Source organism: Amycolatopsis cihanbeyliensis, from assembly GCF_006715045.1.
In the GTDB taxonomy this organism is placed as follows: domain Bacteria; phylum Actinomycetota; class Actinomycetes; order Mycobacteriales; family Pseudonocardiaceae; genus Amycolatopsis; species Amycolatopsis cihanbeyliensis.
The window spans coordinates 6,064,464-6,084,327 of record NZ_VFML01000001.1; the positions used below are offsets into that span (position 1 = coordinate 6,064,464).

Below are 19,864 nucleotides of genomic sequence, written 5' to 3' on the forward strand. Positions count from 1 at the left end.
CTCCGACGATGAGTTCGTGCCGGTCCCCAGATCCTCACGGTTGGACGTCGGTCGGCGTGATCAGGTTGCCGTAGCGTCGCACACGGGTTCGCGGATATGGGCGAGGGCACCCCACTGTGGGCGACGTGGTTACTTTCAGTGGGCGGAGCTCAGTGCCGGGTGATCCCGGATTCGCGCCCGGTCAGCCGGGGAACCAGCAGCGTAGCGGTCGCGGCCACGGCGGCGAACACGGCCGTGCCGCCATGGATGACGAGCCCGATCGAGCTACCGGCGGCGGAGGTGGTCGCGGACAGTAGCAGCGGGACGCAGGCCAGCGCGCTCACCAGCCAGGTGCCCGGTGCCGCGCTGGTACCGGTGCGGAGGGTGTCCAGCATGCACACCCCCAGCAAGAGCAGGACGAGGCTCTGGATCGGATCGACCGGCACCCCGAGCAGGTCGACCCGGCCGGCGTCGCCGGCGAAACTGGTGCGGGCGAAACCGAACACACCGAACATCGCGTAGCCGACGCCAAGGCCTGCCGCCGCCTTGCTGAGCACCGCGCCCATCCGGTCGTGCGGGTAGCGGGGTGCCAGCGCGGGCAGTGGCGGCCCGCTCACGTGCCGCTCGAACCACCAGAAGACCAGGGCCGCGGGCCCGGCGAGCAGCGCGAGGGCCATCAGTAGGCGCGGCTGGGCGAGCCAGGCCGGTCCCACGCTCACCCGTTCCGGCAGGTAGACGGCGGAGACCAGGACCAGTATCGCGCTGAGAAAGGCGAGGTACAGGCTCATCGGCGCGCGCAGGGCGAACCCGGCCGCGCCGGCCAGCGCGGGCCGCCGGGCGAGGACCGCGAGCGGGCGAGCCAGCAGGGCGAGCAGCCCGAGGTGGGCAAGGCCGAGCAGGAGCGCGGGAACGATCGGTCCGGCCAGTGCCGGAGGCGTTCCCGGCACGCCGAGCAGCAGCGGCGGCCACGCCCCGAGCGCGGTGGCCACCACCAGCGTGCCCGCGGACACGGAACCGAGGCCGAGCAACAGGCGGCGCGGCGCGCGGCCGTCCAGGTGCAGGAAGGCGAGTTGCTGGGCGAGCAGCGCGAGGCCGACCGCGGCCAGGTCCGCCAGCCGCGGCGAGCCGGTCCGCTGTGCGGCAAGGTCGAGCAGCGGAACCACGCCGAGCACGGCGAGCAGGACCACCCATGGCCCCCTGCGATGCAACGCCAGCAGCGCCGGGGCGAGCACGATGGTCACCAGGTACGCCCCGAGCAGCCACAGCGGATGCAGCGCGATTCGCATCACCGCCGAACCGGTGCCGGGTGGGATGGCCAGCAACTCCAGCGCCAGCGGGACCGCGAAGGCCACCACGGCGAAGATCAGCGCGGGACGCAGCAGCCGGCCCGCCCGGTGCGCCAGGTACTCGCGGTACCCGCCGCCCGCGTCCAGCACCGCACGCCAGCCAGCGGCGTTGGCATGGCCACCCGCGAAGAAGAACACGAAAGCGAGTTGGGCGAGCCAACTCACCGGCCAGAGCCAGTCCTCGGAAGCACCGGTCCAGCGGGCGAGCGCGATACCGGCCTCGCCCAGCACGAGCGCCACCACTCCCGCGACGCCGAGCATTCCCCATCGGCTGCCGTGCCGCGGTACCGTGCCCGCACTCCCGCGCTCCGCGGAGCGTCGTACCGCGTGCCGCCTGCGCAGCCACCAGCGCAGCCGGAAGGGCAGCAGCAGCCCGATCGCGCCGACGCCGGCGAGCATCGGCCCGATGGGTTCGCCGATCGGTGGCCCCCAGCGCTGGTGCCAGGAGTTGACCACCAGTCCGGCCGAGTACAGCGAGGCGACGACGCCGCACAGGTCCGCGGAGCCCGCGGGCTTGATCCCGCACATGGCGTGCATGTCCGCCGACAACCGGTCGTCCAGTGCCTTCCTGGCGTCCTGACCGAGCGGCTGCCCCTTCGCGGCGGCATAACGGAGCAGGTCGTAACCGAGGTCGTGGGCCCGGCAGGAGGTGCCGTAGTCCCAGCGCGTGTTGTCGTCGCCCCACGGGGTGGAGCAGCCGCCGCCGACGTGGATGGCGCGCAGGGTGCCATCCGGCGCCATCTCTCTCGCGGGCGTGACGCCGGTCACCGTGGTGAAGTCGGCGGGCAGTGTGCCGAGCACGTCCGCCCCGGATTCCGGCGCGAGGAGCCCGTCGATCGCTTGCCGCGCGGCCGCCACATCGGCCCCGAGCTTTTCCTGCGGGGGTGGGGCTGCGGAGCGGGAGGCCATGAAGCCGAAGCCGACCACGACCAGTAACAGCAGCAACACCCATGCGGATGTCCACAGCGGACGGCGCACGCGCGGTGGCGGATGCGGCTGCTGCGTGATCATGTAATCCAGACTGGCAGGAACGGGTGGGGGCGAACATCGGGCTATCCCCCGATGTTCGCGATCTTGACGGAATGTGGTCCGATCAGGCTACAAGCCCCCGCGTGGTCGTCGCTGTAAGTGGCCGGTGTGCCGCGACAGGTGGGGCCGAACGGGTTACGGTTTGCCGGTCGTGCCGTCCGGCGCGCCGCTGTTCGATACGGCGTGTTCCAGGAAAAGTTCAGTCGAATTGCATTGGCACACCCGTAATGTGGACGCGTCCGGCTGATGATTCGGCTGCGGTGCGGTCGCGACTGGTTCGGTCGAGGATTTACGTGCACTTCGGGTCGACGCCGAATTTGCCGAGAGGGGGAGAAAATTCGGCCGCCGGGTGCGCTGCCGGTCCGTCGAACATGCCGGTCCGAGGTAGCGAGCCACGTATCCCCATGAGGGTTATTCAGAACGACCCAGCGACCGCGGGCCGCCAGGCCCGTGCGAGCGGTCGTTGCAGCTCACCGCACTGGTGAGGCGCATTGCAGACCTGAATAACCCGACCGCGGAACAAGCCACCAGGTGGTCATCGGCCCGGCACTCAAGGGGTGGCAGGGTCACGGACAGGCTGTATCCGTGACCCTGCCACCGCCCATGGGGCCGAACTCCAGCGCGTTCAAGAATTCAGAATAGTTGAACCCGCTGCCGGTACGTTCAGCTATTATGTTTCCTGTTGTGTGGGGTGGTGACCCGGATGACGGTCCGGCTCAATGGTGATTCCTCGCCGAGGCGACGAAGATCCAAGACCGATGCCGAGCCGAAGGGGAGGGAATTGGATCTCGATCAGCCGGTCGATGAATCGGAGGAGGCCGGTGAGGCCCCGAGCCCGGGTCGTGACGTCGCGATCGCGGGCTTCCCGCGGCGGAACGATCAGGGCTGGTGGCCGATGCGGTAGCTACCCGCCTTCCGGGCCGGCATCCGGGTGAAATGGGGTGACGGGTGGCTGGGTAGTCGCAATCATGTCCCTTGCACGACGGTGACCGCGTCCCGGGGGTCGGCTGGGGGAGATTCTGCCGACGGCGCGGCGGTATTCGGCGGGGGCGGCTGGCATGGGTGACGACGCGGCTACGTTCGGCAAGCAACTGCGTGCCCTCCGCATCCGTGCCGGATTGACGCAGCGTGACCTCGCCAGTCGAACCGGGCTCAGTGAACGCGCCGTCCGCTACCTCGAGCAGGGGCGGATCGCCGGGCCCCGGCGGGAGTCCATGCGGCGGCTCGCCGAGGCGGTCGGGCTGGCGACCGGCGAGGAGACACCCGCGAACGCCATGGTGGACGGCGCCGACGATGACCAGTTCCGGATCGGCATCCTCGGCCAGCTCGAAGTGACCAGTGCGGGTGCGCCGCTCGCCCTCGGCCCGATGAAGCGACGTTGCTTGTTCGGGTTGCTCGCCTTGCGGCCCAACACGGTGGTCACGCACGAGGAGATCATCGGCGTGCTCTGGGGGGAGCATCCACCCGCGAGCTGCCTGAACCTGGTGCATACGTACGCGTCCGGGCTGCGCAAGGCCATCAGGTCCGTCCGCGACCGGCCCGAGGAGCTGATCGTGTCCACGCACGGTGGGTACACGCTCACCGTGGGCCCGGCGGAGTTGGACCTGTTGCGCTTCGACGAGTTCGCGGCGAGGGCACGGCGGGTGAGCGACGACGATCCGGATACGGCCGTCGACCTGCTCGACCAGGCATTGGGTTGCTGGCGGGCGCCGGTACTCGCCGACCTGCACGCCGGCGTGCGCCGGCATCCGGCCGCGGTAGCGGTGGCCGGGAAGCGGCTCGATGTCGCGCTGGCCTATGCCGACCTCGCCTTCGACCGAGGTGCCCACGAAGGTGTCCTGGAACGCTTGCGGCCGCTCGCGCACGAGGAGCCACTGCACGAGGGCCTGCATGCGCGGTTGATGGCCGCCTTGGCCGGTTGCGGCCAGCAGGCGGCCGCGCTGCGGCTGTTCGACGAGGTCCGGCGCCGGCTCAACGAGGAACTCGGTGTCGGGCCGGGGGCCGAGATCCGGTCCGCGCACCTGCGTATCGTGCGCGACGAGTCGCCGGTGGCCACGCCGCGTACGACGAGGACCATGCCGGTACCCGCGCAGCTTCCGGTAGCCGTGGCCGGGTTCGTGGGCAGGGAGGAGCACCTGCGGCAGCTCGACGCGTACCTGCGGCCGGGGCACGAGCGGGGCGGGCCGGAGGCCGCGATCTCGGTGATCACCGGTGCGGCCGGGGTCGGCAAGACCGCGCTCGCCGTGCACTGGGCGCATCGGGTGCGCGCGGATTTCCCCGACGGCCAGCTGCATGTCGACCTGCGTGGTTATGCGCGGACCACGCCGGTAGGGACCGCGGAGGCACTGACGCCGTTTCTGCGCGCGCTCGGAGTGCCCCCGGAACGCGTACCCGTGAACGAGGAGGAAGCCGCGGGCCTTTACCGGACATTGCTGGCCGACCGCCGCGTGCTCGTGCTGCTGGACAACGCCGTGAGTGCCGATCAGGTGCGGCCACTGCTTCCCGGCAGCCCGACCTGCGCGGTCGTGATCACCAGCAGGGACCGGCTGTCCGGTCTTGTGGCCAACGAGGGCGCCCGCCACCTGGCGCTCGACGTGCTCGAACCGGCCGACGCGGAGGCGCTGCTGATGCGGATGCTCGGCGAACAGCGGGCCGGAGCCGAACCGGCCGCCGTCGCGGAACTCGTCCGCGCCTGCGCCTACCTGCCGCTCGCGCTGCGGATCGCCGGTGCCAACCTCACGGCCATGCCACATGCCACCATCGGCGCGTACACCGCCGAACTCCGCGACCAGGGCGGGATGTCCGGCCTGGCGGTCGAGGGGGAGTGCGGGGACGCCGTGCGGACCACACTCGACCTCTCCTACGCCAGGCTCGAGCCGGAAACCCGCCGGTTGTTCCGGTTCCTCGGTCTGGTCCCCGGCCCGGACTTCACCGCGGACGCCGCGGCGGCACTGGTCGACCGGACCGGGCGAGATGTCCGTAAAGGACTGCGCTCACTGGTGAACGCCAGCCTGTTGCAGGAGCGGGTGGCGGGACGCTACCGGTTCCACGACCTGCTTCGCGAGTACGCCGCCGAGTGCGCGGGACAGGAGGACAGCGCCGCTGGGCTACGCGCGGCCCGCGAACGGCTGTTCGACTTCTATGTGTACAACGCCGGCGCGGCGACCAGCGTGCTGTACCCGTACGTTCCACAGGAACCGACAGCACGGGAAGTCACTGCGTCGCATATCGTGAGTCTGCCCACCGCCTCCGCGGCGGTCGATTGGTTGGATTCGGAGTTACTCAACATCGTATCCGCTGCGATCGCCGCGCCCACGCATGGCGCACATTCCTACTCGTGGCGAATGGCAGAAGCTTTGCGGGATTATTTTCGTATTCGAGGATACGGAACCGATGGCTTGCGTGTGTGCAAGGCGGCATTAAGCGCGGCGCGCGAACTAGGTGACGAAAATAGCGAAGCTTTGGTCCTCGGTATTCTTGGTCTGATTTATATAAATCTCAGTGACTACCAGCACGCAATCGCCTTGTACCAAGATGCACTCGTGCTGCATCGGAAGTCGGCGGACCGTATCGCGGAAGCATCTGCACTGCTGGAAATTGGTCGGTGCTGTTCCTACCTGGGCGAGCCGATGCGGGCCATTGAGAGTTACGAGCGGGCGCTGAACCTGAACCGGGCGGTCGGCAACTCTCGCGGCGAGGCCAGCGCGCTGAACTACCTCGGTGTGTCCGCCCGCTCGTTGGGAAGGACGGGTCAGGCTTTGATGTATGGCAACGGTGCGCTGAGGTTGGCTCAACGCCTCGACGCCCGGGACGTCGAGGCTCAGTCGCTGCACAGCATCGGCCTGACGAACTGGGCACGGGGCAGCCTGGACGAAGCACGCGAGTACCTGTTATCAGCTTTGGAAATCACCCAGCTGATCGGGCACCGGCATGGCGAGGCGGTTACGATCCTGTGTCTTGCCGAGACCAACTGTGACGCCGGTCGGTACGCGGAAGCCGAAGCCCAGGCACGCGACGGCATGGAACAAGGCCGGGAACTGGGTGAGCGCAGGCACGAGATCATTGGACTCGACGTGCTCGCGAAGGTTAACCGGGGACGCGGCCAGCATGCGGACGCCATGCGGCGCTACCGCGTGGCGCTTCGTCTCGCCAGGGAATTTGGTGACCGTTATAACGAGATATCCGTACTCCACGGACTCGTGGCCACGTGCCGTGGCGGTGGTCAGCCGAGTGAAGCGGTTGCGTATGGTCAGGAGGCGCTCATCAAGATACGTAGCACGGCGATCAGGTTGTTCGAAGGGAGCGTGCTGACCGAACTGGCACACACCTATCTGGACATTGGTGACCTGAAGAGAGCCGCTGAGTACGTCGAACGAGGATTCACCATCGCGCTGGAACGTGGTCAACGCCTCGCCGCGGCTCGGTCACTGCACGTGTCAGGACTCATTGAGCGGGCCGCCGGGAGGCTCGATATCGCCCGGGACCGCTGGCGAGCCGCACTGGAGATCTACGTCTCGGCCGGTGGGGCGGAGTCCGCCGATCTTCAAGCGCTGCTGGACGCGTCGAGTGGCTAGCGTGAGGTGGTGCCCCGGTGCTCGGTCGGGTTTGTGCTTTTCCGGCCGTCCGCGGCGAGGCTCACCCGGTTGCGGCCCGCTTCCTTGGCCACGTACACGGCCCGATCGGCGGCGTGCATCAACGAATCCAGCGTGTCCGCGTGATCCGGGTACACGGCGACACCGATCGAGGCGGTTCTCCCGGTGATGACGGTCTGACTGCCCCGCTTGTCCGTCGTGTTGATCGCCAGCTCGCCGATGGCCTGACGGACGCGTTCCGCTGCGGTGATCACCGTGTCCTGGTCGGTGTCCGGGAGAAGCACGAGAAATTCCTCGCCACCGAACCGGCCTATGACGTCGGATGGTCGAGTCACTTCACCGAGTGCCTGGGCGACCATGATCAGCACGTCGTCGCCTGCGGGGTGACCGAACGTGTCGTTGATCCACTTGAAGTGATCGAGGTCCAGCATCAGCAAGGCGACGCTGTTGCCCGAGCGACCGGCCCGTGCCAGCGCTCGTTCGGCGCGCTCGGACCAGCCCCGCATGTTGTACACGCCGGTCTTGGAGTCCGTCCGCACGTCGTTCTGCAGTTGGTCGATCTCCGCCAGGCGATTGAACACGACGGTTACCACGGCCATGATCCCGACTGCCGGGGGCACGGTGACCACCAGGATCGCGGTCACCGCACCCAGACCGATCGTCACGGCCTCGAGCAGGTTGTCCGCCTTGCTGCCGAGTACGTTACGTACGGTTGGGGCCGAGGCGGCACCGAGCGCGAGGATCCCGCCGATATAGGCGACCTGGACCGCCTCGTACACCAACCCGGCGACGATGAAGGCGAGGAACTCCCACAGTGCGTCGATTCCGATTGTCGCGCTTCCCGACGGCGAGCCGAGCGCACCGAAGGTGAGATGCGCCAGTGCCGCGGCCGCGCCGTGCGTAACCGAGGAGAAGACGAAGTTGTGCGCCGGCCTGCGCGCGATGAACCACCGCTGGACCCTGACCAGGCCGACCACGAGCAGTGCCAACGGGATCGGCAGGATGATCGCGGCCGGGAACACCCAGACGGCGGTGAGGTCGATGAGCACGGTACGGGTACGATTCCGGCGTCGCTCTTCCTGCCGGTGGGTCAGCTGGATATGAATTGTCGCTCCGCCGGCGAGTATCGCACATCGGAGCCAGTCGGCGACGTTCGGAGGTGGAGCGTTCGCGATCGCGGCGCCCAAACCGACCAGCGTCACGAGTTCCATGGCGAGCAGAAAGGCGACCGTCCTCTTCGGCCGCTGCCACAGCGCCCAGCCTCGGGGGTGGAAGGAAGGGCGGCTGCGTGCCGGTTCCAATTCGTCACGCTGGGTGTCAGAATGTTCGGGCCTGGTACGGGCGGCCGGGCTCACGGTCGGACCTTGATCACCAGTCCCGGTCTTCCCGTGCTGTTCTGAGTCATGTTCTACTGTCTGCCGTGATTGTTCGTGTGATGACGCTGTCACTTGTACACCTCCTCTCGCCTGATGCAGCCGACGATCAGGTAACTACACTGAGCTTGGAGTGAAATGGGCTCCTGTCCTTTGGCGGGTATCATCTCACCGCATGAGTACCGCTGACCTCGGGCTGTGGTCTTGACCGGCACAACCCAATCAACGTGCATGTCGATCGGAGGTGTTTCCGTTGGCGGACCGTGACTTCTGATATTCGACTGCGTCACATGCTTCGTCTTTTCTAGCGCGCTGGAGGTGAGAAACCATGTCGGACCGTGACTTCTGAGTCCGTTCGTGGGACGTGATGGCGGTGCACGTGGTTCCGTGGGTCGTCGTGAATACCTGCCGCGGATGCCAGCGTCTGTGCTATGCGAAACCCGGTAACGGTAGCTCCCGGAAGAGAGCATGGTCGGTTGCTGGATGGCGGCCCTCTTCATGCCGGCTGTCACGTTGGGTGATTCGCCGGTAGGGCCGAGACCTTCTTCCGCGTACCTGCCCAAGCCACCGCGACGGGAACGGCCACCACCAGGCCGATGACGCCGACAAGCGCCACCGTGTCGACGGTGGAGCCGAGCCATTCCGCGATCGCGCCGCCGAGTGCCACACCGAGTCCCTGAGCTACCCGTAGCCCGGTGCGATAAACGCCACCCGCGCTGCCGCGCTTGCTGTTCGGCACCCAGGTGTTGAATGTCGCGCTGACCGTGATGATGTACGCGCCGGCTGCTCCGGCGAGGGCCAGCAGCGCCAGCGCGGTGAAGAGGCTGGGTTGCGCGGCGAAGCCGATCAGGACGGCGACCGAGGCGGTTGCGAGCGCGCCGACCAGCTTGCGCCGGGTTTCGGCCGAGGCGAACTTGGACAGCAAGTAGGCGCCGACGATGAAGCCAAGCGGGTCAGCAGCGAGCAGCCAGCCGACCGCGTGCTCCGGCGCGCCGAGTTGGTGGGCGAGTGGCGCAGCCAGCCCTTCGGGCACGACGGCGAGCCCGACCAGCCAGGACAGGCCGAGCAGTACCCGGAGTCCTGGCTGAGCGAACACCCAGCGAATCGTGCCGAACCAGGGCTCGTGCGGGCTACCGGCGGCAGGCCTGTGTCGGACCCACCGTCGCACCACGAACGCGCTGACCAGGAACGTCAGCGCGTTCAGCAGCAACGCCCATGACGTCCCGATGAGGGAGATCAGTAGGCCACCGGTAGCCAGCCCGACCAGCATCATGACGTTGGTCGTGATGCCACGAAGATCCTGGCTGCGCAGGTAGAGATCGTCGTCGGAGATCACTTCCCTGGTCAGCGCGTTCTGCGCGGCGTTGGCCGGCGCGAGCACCAGCTGCACCACGACCACCAGTGCGCAGAGCAGCCCGAACGGGACGCCGGGGATCGCCATCAGGCCGACCAGGCAAGCCGAGGTGAACGTGCAGGCGGACAGCAATGAACGTCGCGGGTACCGGTCGGCGAGCTGCGCGAGACCGAGCCCTCCGGCGAGCGCGGGCAGGAAGGTCAGCGCGTACACCGCGGCGGCCCACAGTGCCGAGCCGGTGCGGCCGTACACCAACAGCGCGAGCGCGACCTTCGCGAGCTGGTCACCCATCACCGACTGTGCCTCGGCGGCCCACAGTGCCCTGAACTCGACGTCGGCCAGCGGCGCTGTCACTCGCGGCGCTACGTTGGTACTCACCGTCCGATCACCTGTCCCCCTCGAAAGCAGCGCGCCATTCCTGCAGGGCAGTCCTCCTTCGACGGAACGGGTCCCGGTCTCACGGGTGCGACCTCCATGACAACTTTAAGTATGCCGTTGGCTACGCGGAGACGAACAGGAAACCACGACCGAATCGGACTAAAGGAGGGACCGGCTCGACCACCTAGGCACATCCGAAAGTCTGAATGAACACTCCGCGTGTCGGCTCCCGGGTTTACGGCCGCTCGGGTGAGCGACCCGCCGGGCACTATCACGGAGCCGATCAACAGTCACTCGTTCGGCGCTTCGCGGGTGCCGTTCGTCGCTGCCCCGCGCATGGAACCCCGGCGGTGGTCAACACTGTGCGTAGAGCCAGTTGCAGCATCAAGGGCTGTGTCGGGGCTGGCCAGTGGGGAGAGAACGATGGACATGCTGGAAGGCAAGGCGGTGGTGGTGACCGGTGCCGGGCGCGGGCTCGGCGAGGCGTTCGCTATACATCTGGCCCAGGCCGGTGCGGCGGTCGTGGTCAACGATGTGGACGCCGAGTTGGCCGAACGCACCGCGGAGAACATTCGCGCGCACGGCGGACGCGCCGTGGCGAGCGCGGACACCGTGACCGATCCCGCGCGGGCGCAGGCCATCGTCGACCTGTGCGTGCGGGAATACGGCACGATCAGTGGACTGGTGAACAACGCGGGGGTGAACTACGAAGCGTCACCGTGGCAGGAGGACCCGGAGCAGATTCGGGACCTGATCGAGGTGAACGTGCTCGGGGTGATCTACACCGGCACGGCCGCGGCCAGGGCCATGGTCGAGCACGGCGGGGGTGGCTCGATCGTCAACGTGTCCTCCGGTGCCTCCCTGGGGCAGCGCAAGCTCGGCACCTACGCGGCGAGCAAGGGCGCGGTGGCCTCGCTGACCTACTCCTGGGCACTGGACCTCGAGGAGGCCGGTATCCGGGTCAACGCGGTGTGCCCACTGGCGCACACCAGGATGGTCTGGAAGTCGGAGCGGTCGCTGCGCAACTGCCCGCCGGACCGCACGCCTTCCCGGATCGCACCGCTGGTGCTCTACCTGCTCGCCGACAGCTCGGACGGCATCACCGGCCAGCTGATCCGGTGCAACGGGCCGCAACTGCACCTGGTCGGCCAGCCCTACCTCAAGGCGCCGATCCTGGAGCGGCCGGTATGGGACACCGACAGCATCCGGCAGGCCTTCGACGAGGTGTTCAGCGCGCACCTCGAGCCTTATGGACTGGAGAAGCGGGTGCCGCCCCGGCTACGCAAGTGGACCGAAGGCGCGGCCTGAGGTTCAGGTCTGCGCGGTCTCGTACAGCGACTCGATGTCGGGCCGGTAGCGTTCGGCGATGATCCGGCGCTTGAGCTTGAGCGTCGGGGTGACCTCGCCGGTCTCCGGGGTCCAGGTCTTCGGCAACAGGTGATACCGCTTCACCTGCTCCACCCTGGCCAGGCGGTCGTTGGCCGCCCGCACCGCACGGTCGATCTCCTCCCGGATCGACGGATGCTCGGCGAGTGCCGTCACGTCCTGGACCTCGATGCCCCGCGCGGCGGCCCACGCGGGGGCGATCTCGTCGTCCAGCACGATCAGCGCCGTCACGTACGGCCGCTCGTCCCCGATGGCGACCGCCTGCCCGATCAGCGGATGCTCCTTCAGCAGTCCCTCGATCCGGGTCGGTGCGATGTTCTTGCCGCCGGAGGTGATGATCAGTTCCTTCTTCCGGTCGGTGATCGTGACGTAGCCGTCCTCGTCCACCGTGCCGATGTCGCCCGTGGCCAACCAGCCCTCGGCATCGGTCGCCTGCTCGACCGTGCCGTCGGCGTCGAGATAGCCCGCGAACACGATGGGACCGCGCACCAGCAGCTCGCCGTCCTCGCCGGTGCGCACCTCGATATCGGCCAGCGCCTTGCCGACGGTGCCCGCCTTGAACGCGGACGCGGTGTTGCCCGTGGCCGCGCCCGTGGTCTCGGACAGCCCCCAGACCTCCTGGATCTCGACACCGAGACCGGCGAGGAAGTACAGGACCTCGAGCGGCAACGCGGCGGCGCCGCTCACCGCGACCAGCAACTCGTCCAGCCCGAGCAGGTGCCGGACCGGTGCCAGCACCGTGCGGTCGGCCTCCGCGATCCGTTCGGCCAGCTCGGCAGGCACTTCCTTGCGCTCGTCGCGCAGCCGGTAGCCCTGCTGCAGCAGCTCGTTCGCCGCCTCCAGCGCGGTGCGCCGTTCCTCGGGGGCCTGCGCGAGCATGTTCTTCATGCCCGCGACCATCTTCTCCCAGACCCGGGGGACGCCGAAGAAGCTCTGCGGTCGCACCGTGCTGAGCGCGCCGACCACGGCGGTCGGGTCGGCGAGGGTGTGTACGTGCCCACCGGTGACGATCGGCAGGTAGATCGACAGCTCCCGCTCGGCGATGTGCGCGAGCGGCAGGTAGGCGATGTTGCGCAGGTGCGGCGGCAGCTCATGCAGCTGCTGGATGGCGAGCGCCTCGTGGATCGCGTTGCGGTGGGACAGCACCACGCCCTTGGGGTCCCCGGTGGTTCCGGAGGTGTAGATCATCGAGAGGGGGTCGTCCGGCGCGACGGCCTCGCCTGCCCGTTCGAACACCCCGGGGTCGGCGGCGTGCAGCTCCCGGCCTCGCTCCCGCACGGCGGCGAGACTGACGAACCGGTCGTCGCCCGGGGGCACGGCGGTCTCCTCCACCAGCACGATCCGGGCAAGGGCCGGCAGCTCGTCCAGTACCGGCAGCCAGCGGTCGAGCTCACCCACGCCTTCGAGCACCGCGATCGGGGCCGCGCTGTGCCGCGCCACAAAGGAGATCTGCTCACTGCTGAGGGTGGCGTAGGCGGTGCACGGGATGGCGGCCAGCTGGGTGGCCGCGAGGTCGGCGACGAGATGCTCGGGGCGGCTGCCGGCCATGATCAGCATGCGCTGGCCCGCGCGCAGGCCCAGGTCGGCGAGGCCGCGTGCCACGGCGGCGATCTCCTCCCGCAGCTGTGACCAGGTGAGCGTCGGAAGGCCCTCCGCGTCCAGCGAGGTCAGCGCGGGCAGGTCGCCGTACTCCATGGCGTTGCGGCGCAGCAGGCTGGGGATGGTCTTGCCCTCGGTCCTGCCGGCGACGGACGGCTGACTGGTCACGCATGCCTCCTAGCGTCGGTTTCGGGTAACCTACGTCACACCAGGCCAACGAGACAGTGCTTCGTCCGTTATTCAGCTCGCGCTGATCCGGTAGACCACCGTGCCCAGGGCGCGGACCCGTTCCCCGCGGTCCAGCACGACGACATCGCACCAGGTCATCCACGCGTCTCGGGCGGTGATCCGGGCACGGGCGCGGAGTTCCTCGCCCGGCAGCGGGCCGAGGATCTGGGCGTGCAGCGCGACGGTGGCGCCGCGCAGCCCCGGGCGCGGGGTGCGCACGGTCCACGGGCAGGTTGCCCCGGCCACGTCGATCAGGGTGAGCGCGGCGCCCTCGTGCATCCGTCCCTCGGCGTCCAGGTTCCGCTCGATGGCGGGGATCTCGAACTCCACCTGCCCCTCGGCGGCCCCGCTGACCCCGACCGCGCGCCGGCGCAGGTAGGGCAGCTCGGCGACCGCGGCGTTCAGCCCGGCCGGATCGCCACCCGGTGCCTGCGGGACCGCGCCCGCGACCGCGGCGTCGTCCCCGGTGCCGTCCCGCTGACCGGATACCGCGGCCGAGGCATGCGCGATGTCCCTGGCGTGCCCGTCGCCGATCCGGGTGTCGAAGAAACCGAGTTCGCGCGCCGCGCGCACCCGGCGGGTACTCACCGTGAACGGGCCACTCCGGCCGGCCCGGGTGTAGTTCACGTGCAACGAAACCGTGCTCGCCCGCTCGCCGGTGGTGAGGTGCTGCCCGGAGAGGGCGGCGAGCGCCGCGATCGCGCCGCCGTGCAGCACGCCCCAGCCCGTCAGCCGTTCGTGGTGGGGGAGCGCGAGCCGGCATTCGTGCTCGTCGAGGTACCCGGCTCGCACCCCGAGGTCGGTGGCGAACGGGTCCCTGCCGAGCCGATCCCGAAGCTCATCCGTGGACATCCCTGGCTCCCCCCTGGTTCGCCCCGCGCCGTTGCGGGTACTCAGGCAGTGATGACAAAGGACACCAAGCGCACTGTCAAGCGCCTGCTGGAGGTGGCGGGCAAGACGTATGCGGACGAAGCGGGAATCCGGCTGGCGGACAAGCCCGCGCCGCTGTATCAGCTGCTCGTGCTTTCCGTCCTGCTCTCCACCCGGATCAAGGCACAGATCGCGGTGGCGGCGGCGAGGGAGTTGCAGGCGGCCGGGTTCGGCACGCCGCAACGGATGCTGGCGGCGACCTGGCAGCAGCGGGTGGATGCGCTCGGCAGGGGCCACTACGTGCGTTACGACGAGAGCACGGCCACGGCGCTGGGCGAGGGCGCCCAACTGCTGCGCGAGGAGTACCGCGGCGACCTGCGGCGGATGCGCGAGCGGGCGGGCGGCGACCCGGCCACCCTGCGCAGGCTGTTGAAGCAGGTACCGAAGTTGGGCCCGGTTGGTGCCGAGATCTTCTGCCGTGAGGCGCAGCGGGTGTGGCCGGAGCTGCGGCCGTACCTGGACCGCAAGGCCGCCAAGGGGGCCGAGCGGCTCGGCCTGCCCACCGACCCCGATGAGCTGGGCACGCTCGTCGGCGGGGCGGACCTGGCCCGGCTGACCGCCGCACTCATCCGGGTGACCCTGGACAAGGGCTTGCCGGAGCGGATCCTCGGCCAGTGAAGTTAAGCTAACAATGTAGTGCAGAAACTCCAGATAGACTGCACAGTGGCGAGGGGCCAGACTTGGCGTTCCGGAAGGACGCTGTCACTCGCGACATCGGAGGAACGTGAAGGCTCTGGTCAAGGCCGCGCCGGGACCCGGCCTGGAACTCACCGACGTACCGGACCCGCGGCCCGGGCCGGGGGACGTCCTGGTCCGGGTGCTGCGCACCGGGATCTGCGGCACCGACCTGCACATCGACTCCTGGGACGACTGGGCCGCGCGGACCATCCAGGCGCCACTGACACTCGGCCACGAGTTCGCCGGCGAGGTCGTGCAGGTGGGCTCCGCGGTCACCAAGGTCAAGGCCGGTGATCTGGTCAGCGGGGAAGGCCACCTGGTGTGCGGCACCTGCCGCAACTGCATGGCTGGCCGCCGCCACCTGTGCGCGAACACGATCGGGCTGGGCGTGCACACCAACGGTGCCTTCGCCGAGTACGCGGTACTGCCGGAACGCAACACCTGGGTGCACGAGCACGCGGTGGACCCGGATGTGGCGGCCATCTTCGACCCGTTCGGCAACGCGGTGCACACCGCCTTGTCCTTCCCGGTGGTGGGGGAGGACGTGCTGATCACCGGCGCCGGCCCGATCGGGCTGATGGCCGCGGCGGTCGCCCGGCACGCCGGCGCCCGGCACGTGGTGGTCACCGACGTCAGCGCGCACCGGCTCGAGCTCGCCCGCAAGATCGGCGTGGACCTCGCACTGGACGTGCGCAGGGCGCGGATCGACGAGGTGTACGCGGAACTGCGCATGTCCGAGGGTTTCGACGTCGGGATGGAGATGTCCGGTCAGCCCTCCGCGCTGCGCGAGATGATCTCCTGCATGACACACGGCGGCCGGATCGCCATGCTGGGCCTTCCCGCCGAGGAGATCGCCATCGACTGGAGCGCGGTGGTGCTGAAGATGCTCACCGTCAAGGGCATCTACGGCAGGGAGATGTTCGAGACCTGGTACGCGATGTCCGTGCTGCTGCAGGGCGGGCTCGACCTCTCCCCGGTGATCACGCACAAGTTTTCCTACACCGAGCACGAGACCGCGTTCGAGACGGCGCGGGGCAGCAACTGCGGCAAGGTCATCCTGGACTGGACGGAGCACTGATGTTCGGTGCGATGCGCGACAACCTGCGAGCGGAACTCGACGAGATCAGGGACGCCGGGCTGTACAAGGCGGAGCGGGTGATCGGCAGCCCGCAGAGCGCCCAGGTGCGGGTGGGCTCGGATCAGCCCGCCGTGCTCAACTTCTGCGCGAACAACTACCTCGGCCTCGCCGATCACCCCGTGCTCGTCGAGGCAGCCAAGGAGGCACTGGACCGCTGGGGCTTCGGGATGGCCTCGGTGCGGTTCATCTGCGGTACCCAGGAGCCACACAAGCGGTTGGAGGCCAGGCTGTCGGAGTTCCTCGGCACCGCGGACACGATCCTGTACAGCTCCTGCTTCGACGCCAACGGCGGCCTGTTCGAGACCCTGCTCGGCGAGCGGGACGCGGTGATCTCCGACGAGCTGAACCATGCCTCGATCATCGACGGGATCCGGTTGTGCAAGGCCCGGCGGTCCCGCTACCGCAACCGGGACATGGCCGATCTCGAGCGCAAGCTGGAGGAGGCGGCGGACGCGCGCTACCGGCTGATCGCCACCGACGGGGTGTTCTCTATGGACGGCTACCTCGCCCCGCTGGACGAGATCTGCGCGCTGGCCGAGAAGCACGACGCACTGGTCATGGTGGACGATTCGCATGCCGTGGGTTTCATGGGCCCGACCGGCCGCGGCACGCCGGAGTTGTTCGGGGTGACCGATCGGGTGGACATCAACACCGGCACCCTCGGCAAGGCGCTCGGCGGGGCCAGCGGTGGCTACGTGTCCGGGCGCGCGGAGATCGTCGAGATGCTCCGCCAGCGTTCCCGCCCGTACCTGTTCTCCAACTCCCTCGCCCCCGCCGTCACGGCGAGCGCGCTGGCCGCCCTTGACCTGCTCGACTCCTCCGGCGAGCTGCTCGACCGCCTGCGGGCCAACAGCGAACTGTTCCGCAGGCGGATGACCGAGGAGGGCTTCGACCTGCTGCCGGGTGAGCACCCGATCATCCCGGTGATGATCGGCGACGCCGCCGAGGCCGCCCGGCTGGCCGAGAAGCTGCTGGAGCAGGGCGTGTACGTGATCGGCTTCTCCTACCCGGTGGTGCCGCACGGCAAGGCCCGGATCCGCACGCAGATGTCCGCGGCCCACTCCACGGAGGACGTCAACCGCGCGGTCGACGCCTTCGTGGCCGCCCGCAAGAACCTCACCGGCTGACCTGCGCGAGGATGGCCGGGTGATCGACCCGAGACGGCTGAAGGTGCTGCGCGCGCTGGCGGACCATGGCACGGTGACCGCCGCGGGCAACGCGCTGCACCTGAGCGCGTCCGCGGTGTCCCAGCAACTGGCCGCGCTGGAAGCGGAGGTCGGCCAGGAACTGTTGCGCCGCAAAGGCAGGCGGGTGTGGCTGACCTCGGCGGGTGAGTTGCTGGTCGAGCACGCCAACGCGGTGCTCGCCGAGCTGGAACACGCCGAGGCCCGGCTGGCCGCGCATGCCTCGGGTGTGCTGGGTCGGGTCGAGATCGCCGCGTTCGCCTCGGCCATCACACAGGTGGTCGCCCCGGCGATCGCCGCCCTCCGTGAGTCCACTCCGGACCTCGGGGTGCACGTGCGGGACGCCGAGGGGCAGCAGAGCCTGCCCTTGCTGTTGGACGGTGAGATCGACATCGCGGTCACCGTGCAGTACCGGGCCACCCCCGGCGAGCACGACCGCAGGCTCAGCCGCACCCCGCTGTACGCCGAGCCGTTCTACGCGGTGCTGCCACCCGGCCACCCGGCGATCGCGAGCGGGTCGGTACGGCTGGCCGACCTCGCCGAGGAGGACTGGATCGTGCCGCTGCCCGGCAACCCGTGCCGCGATCTGGTGCTGCTGTCCTGCGAGGGCGCCGGTTTCGCGCCGCGGATCACGCACACCTCGGACGACTTCGACGCGGAGGCGGCGCTGGTCGCCGCCGGGGCCGGGGTCGCGCTCATCCCACGCACCGCGCTGGGCGCGATCGACCCGGCGCGGGTGCTGCCGGTGGCGGGGGAGACGCCGACCCGTCGGGTGTTCGCCGCGGTCCGGCGGGGCCGCGAGGAGCACCCCCTGGTTTCCGCGGTGGGGCTGGCCCTGCGCGCGGCGGCCGCGGAGGTGCCGAGTCGGCTGCATGGCGCCGGGGTCGGCTGAACGGTGCCTCGGCAGGCCTCGCCCCGCCGGTGTGGTCCGGCGGGGCGAGGCGGGATCGGGCCGTCAGCAGGGACCGGTGCGCTCCCAGACGCTCGCGACGCCTGGTTCGTCGCCCGGCCAGGCGTACCAGGTGGAGCGCCACTCGGAGCCGTCGTGGCTGACCACCGAACGCGGGTGGTACAGCTGGCTCGACTGCCACGCGGTGGCCGAGCAGTCCGGCGGGTCACCCGGGTCCGAGCCGCCACCGTAGGGCGACTTGGCCTTCTTCGCCGCGTACATCAGCGCGGGCCGGACCTTGTTCCAGAAGCCGTCCTGGCAGCCGTAGCGTGGCAGGAACCCGCCGCAGGACCCGGAGGCCGGGCCGATCTCGAAGGTGAACGAGGCGACGCCGAGCTTGTCGTAGGTCCAGTCGTCGTGGCCACCGGAGGCGGCGTACAGGATCTCCGGCGGCTGGCCGTAGCGGTAGCCCATCATGTTCGCCATGTCCCTGGCCATCGAGCGCAGGCTGCTGTCGTTGCCGGTGCGCACGTTCGCGTAGGCCCACGGGAACAGGACCATGTCGCTGTAGCTGTGCATGCTGAGCATGAGGCCCTTGGTGTCCGCGGGCGCGGGCACGCTGGGACCACCGTCCCTGCGGTCCGGGTAGAGCTTGGTCCACAGGCTCTGCAGCGCGCGGTTCTCGACCTCCGAGTCCGCGTGCGGACCGCGGTAGGTCTCCGCGCACGGGTAGCTGGACGAGCCGGACTCGCCCCAATGGCTGCCGTTGTTCCGGTTCAGGTCGATGCCGATCTGGGTCCCGGTGCAGTTCCCGTTGCTGGTGTTGGCGTTCTTGCGCTGCAGTAGCGGGGAGTTGCCGTTCTGCTGGACGATATCCACCCCGTCCGGGTTGCCGATCGGTACGACCCAGATCTCCGTGGTGTCCAAAAGGGACTTGACCTCGGCGTTGCCGGCGTAGTTGCCGACGAGGTGGTCGATCCAGCGCCAGGACATCACGCCGGTGGTGATCTCTCGCGCGTGCACCTGGCTCATCAGGAAGAACCGTGGCTTCGGAGCATCGGTGCGTTGCTGGCAGTCCTCGCCCGTGCGTTTGGTGATGCAGATGGCCTTCAGGTCGTAACCACGGCGGTCGCCGTTCGCCTTGCGCCAGGACTGGCCGTAGGTGACCACGGTCGCCAGGTCCGGATGGTCGGCCGCGACCTTGTCCAGGTGAGCATAGTGCGCGTTCACCGTCGGATAGCCGCCGTAATAGGTCTCGTCGATGTCCGAGGCACCGCGAGTCTCGTTGCTGTCCCGCTTGCGTGGCGGCTCCCACTGCGGCTCCGGCAACACCGAGTCGACCTCGGCCTGGAAGCCCGCGGAGTGGAGCTTCCGCTGGGTCGCGGCGTCACCGAGCACGAAGAGATCGTCACCCTGGCGCTGTTCCAGCACGTCGAAACCCCGCCGGAGCAGGTCCTGGGCACGGTCCGGGCCGTCGATGGGGACGCGGAACACGTAGGTGGTTCCCTCGGTGGTGCCGGTCATCGCCCGCGAGTCGGGTGCCGCCGTCGCCGTGCCGGTGCGCTCGGGCGTTGCCAGCAGCGCCCCACCGAGGGCGAGCGCCGCGAGCAGCGCGAACAGGGTTCTCTTCGTCATCGGGTACTACTCCTTCGGGTGCGCAGGGGGCCGAGGTGCCGCACGGACACACCGCTGCCAGGGCGGTCGAGGGCGTCCGCCCTGGCAGCGATGAGCCTAAACAGGCACCTCGGCTAGCAAGCACTATGCGTCATACCCCCCGGAGC

13 protein-coding genes are annotated in these 19,864 nt (G+C 69.2%); 7 read left to right on the plus strand and 6 right to left on the minus strand.

Going from position 1 to position 19,864, the window contains the following annotated elements:
• Positions 1-149: 149 nt before the first annotated feature.
• Entirely contained in the window at positions 150-2,336 is a 2,187-nt protein-coding gene (locus FB471_RS27745) for a phospholipase A2 (RefSeq protein WP_142001249.1), read from the minus strand.
• Between the two features lie 721 nt (positions 2,337-3,057).
• On the opposite strand from FB471_RS27745, the gene FB471_RS27750 reads away from it, so the two are divergent.
• The gene (locus FB471_RS27750; protein WP_142001250.1) at positions 3,058-3,258 is read left to right on the plus strand and encodes a hypothetical protein; all 201 of its coding nucleotides are present in this window, start codon (positions 3,058-3,060) and stop codon (positions 3,256-3,258) included.
• A 154-nt stretch (positions 3,259-3,412) separates the two neighbouring features.
• A complete protein-coding gene (locus FB471_RS27755; RefSeq protein WP_142001251.1) occupies positions 3,413-6,928 on the plus strand; it encodes a tetratricopeptide repeat protein in 3,516 nt (1,171 codons plus the stop codon).
• On the opposite strand, the gene FB471_RS27760 is transcribed toward FB471_RS27755, so the two are convergent.
• Together FB471_RS27760 and FB471_RS27765 are read right to left on the minus strand one after the other, a co-directional pair.
• Positions 6,925-8,157, minus strand: coding sequence for a GGDEF domain-containing protein (locus tag FB471_RS27760; protein ID WP_142002580.1), 1,233 nt, complete (start codon positions 8,155-8,157; stop codon positions 6,925-6,927). The two genes, FB471_RS27755 and FB471_RS27760, sit on opposite strands and share 4 nt — an antisense overlap.
• A 670-nt stretch (positions 8,158-8,827) precedes the next feature.
• Complete coding sequence (locus tag FB471_RS27765) at positions 8,828-10,051, minus strand: MFS transporter (RefSeq protein WP_246076625.1); 1,224 nt, start codon at positions 10,049-10,051, stop codon at positions 8,828-8,830.
• 423 nt (positions 10,052-10,474) lie between these two features.
• On the opposite strand from FB471_RS27765, the gene FB471_RS27770 reads away from it, so the two are divergent.
• Positions 10,475-11,359, plus strand: coding sequence for an SDR family NAD(P)-dependent oxidoreductase (locus FB471_RS27770; protein WP_142001252.1), 885 nt, complete (start codon positions 10,475-10,477; stop codon positions 11,357-11,359).
• Positions 11,360-11,362: 3 nt separating this feature from the next.
• Here FB471_RS27770 and FB471_RS27775 read toward each other — a convergent pair whose 3' ends face one another.
• Both FB471_RS27775 and FB471_RS27780 read right to left on the minus strand, forming a co-directional pair.
• Complete coding sequence (locus FB471_RS27775; RefSeq protein ID WP_246076626.1) at positions 11,363-13,204, minus strand: AMP-dependent synthetase/ligase; 1,842 nt, start codon at positions 13,202-13,204, stop codon at positions 11,363-11,365.
• A 72-nt stretch (positions 13,205-13,276) separates the two neighbouring features.
• Complete coding sequence (locus FB471_RS27780) at positions 13,277-14,116, minus strand: PaaI family thioesterase (RefSeq protein ID WP_142001253.1); 840 nt, start codon at positions 14,114-14,116, stop codon at positions 13,277-13,279.
• Between the two features lie 51 nt (positions 14,117-14,167).
• Here FB471_RS27780 and FB471_RS27785 point away from each other — a divergent pair, with 51 nt between their 5' ends.
• From FB471_RS27785 to FB471_RS27800, 4 genes are all read left to right on the plus strand, one after another.
• Positions 14,168-14,812, plus strand: a complete 645-nt coding sequence (locus FB471_RS27785) for an endonuclease (RefSeq protein WP_142001254.1) — start codon at positions 14,168-14,170, stop codon at positions 14,810-14,812.
• Positions 14,813-14,918: 106 nt separating this feature from the next.
• The gene (gene tdh, locus FB471_RS27790) at positions 14,919-15,950 is read left to right on the plus strand and encodes an L-threonine 3-dehydrogenase (RefSeq protein WP_142001255.1); all 1,032 of its coding nucleotides are present in this window, start codon (positions 14,919-14,921) and stop codon (positions 15,948-15,950) included.
• Positions 15,950-17,137 (plus strand): glycine C-acetyltransferase, encoded by a 1,188-nt coding sequence (locus FB471_RS27795; RefSeq protein WP_142001256.1) that lies wholly within the window; start codon positions 15,950-15,952, stop codon positions 17,135-17,137. The genes tdh and FB471_RS27795 overlap by 1 nt, the downstream gene beginning before the upstream one ends.
• 19 nt (positions 17,138-17,156) lie before the next feature.
• Positions 17,157-18,086 carry a LysR family transcriptional regulator gene (locus FB471_RS27800; protein ID WP_142001257.1) on the plus strand — a complete coding sequence of 310 codons (930 nt, stop codon included), beginning with the start codon at positions 17,157-17,159 and terminating at the stop codon, positions 18,084-18,086.
• A 63-nt stretch (positions 18,087-18,149) separates the two neighbouring features.
• Here the strand turns inward: FB471_RS27800 and FB471_RS27805 are convergent, their stop codons facing one another.
• Entirely contained in the window at positions 18,150-19,718 is a 1,569-nt protein-coding gene (locus FB471_RS27805) for a M14 family zinc carboxypeptidase (RefSeq protein WP_142001258.1), read from the minus strand.
• Between the last annotated feature and the right edge of the window lie 146 nt (positions 19,719-19,864).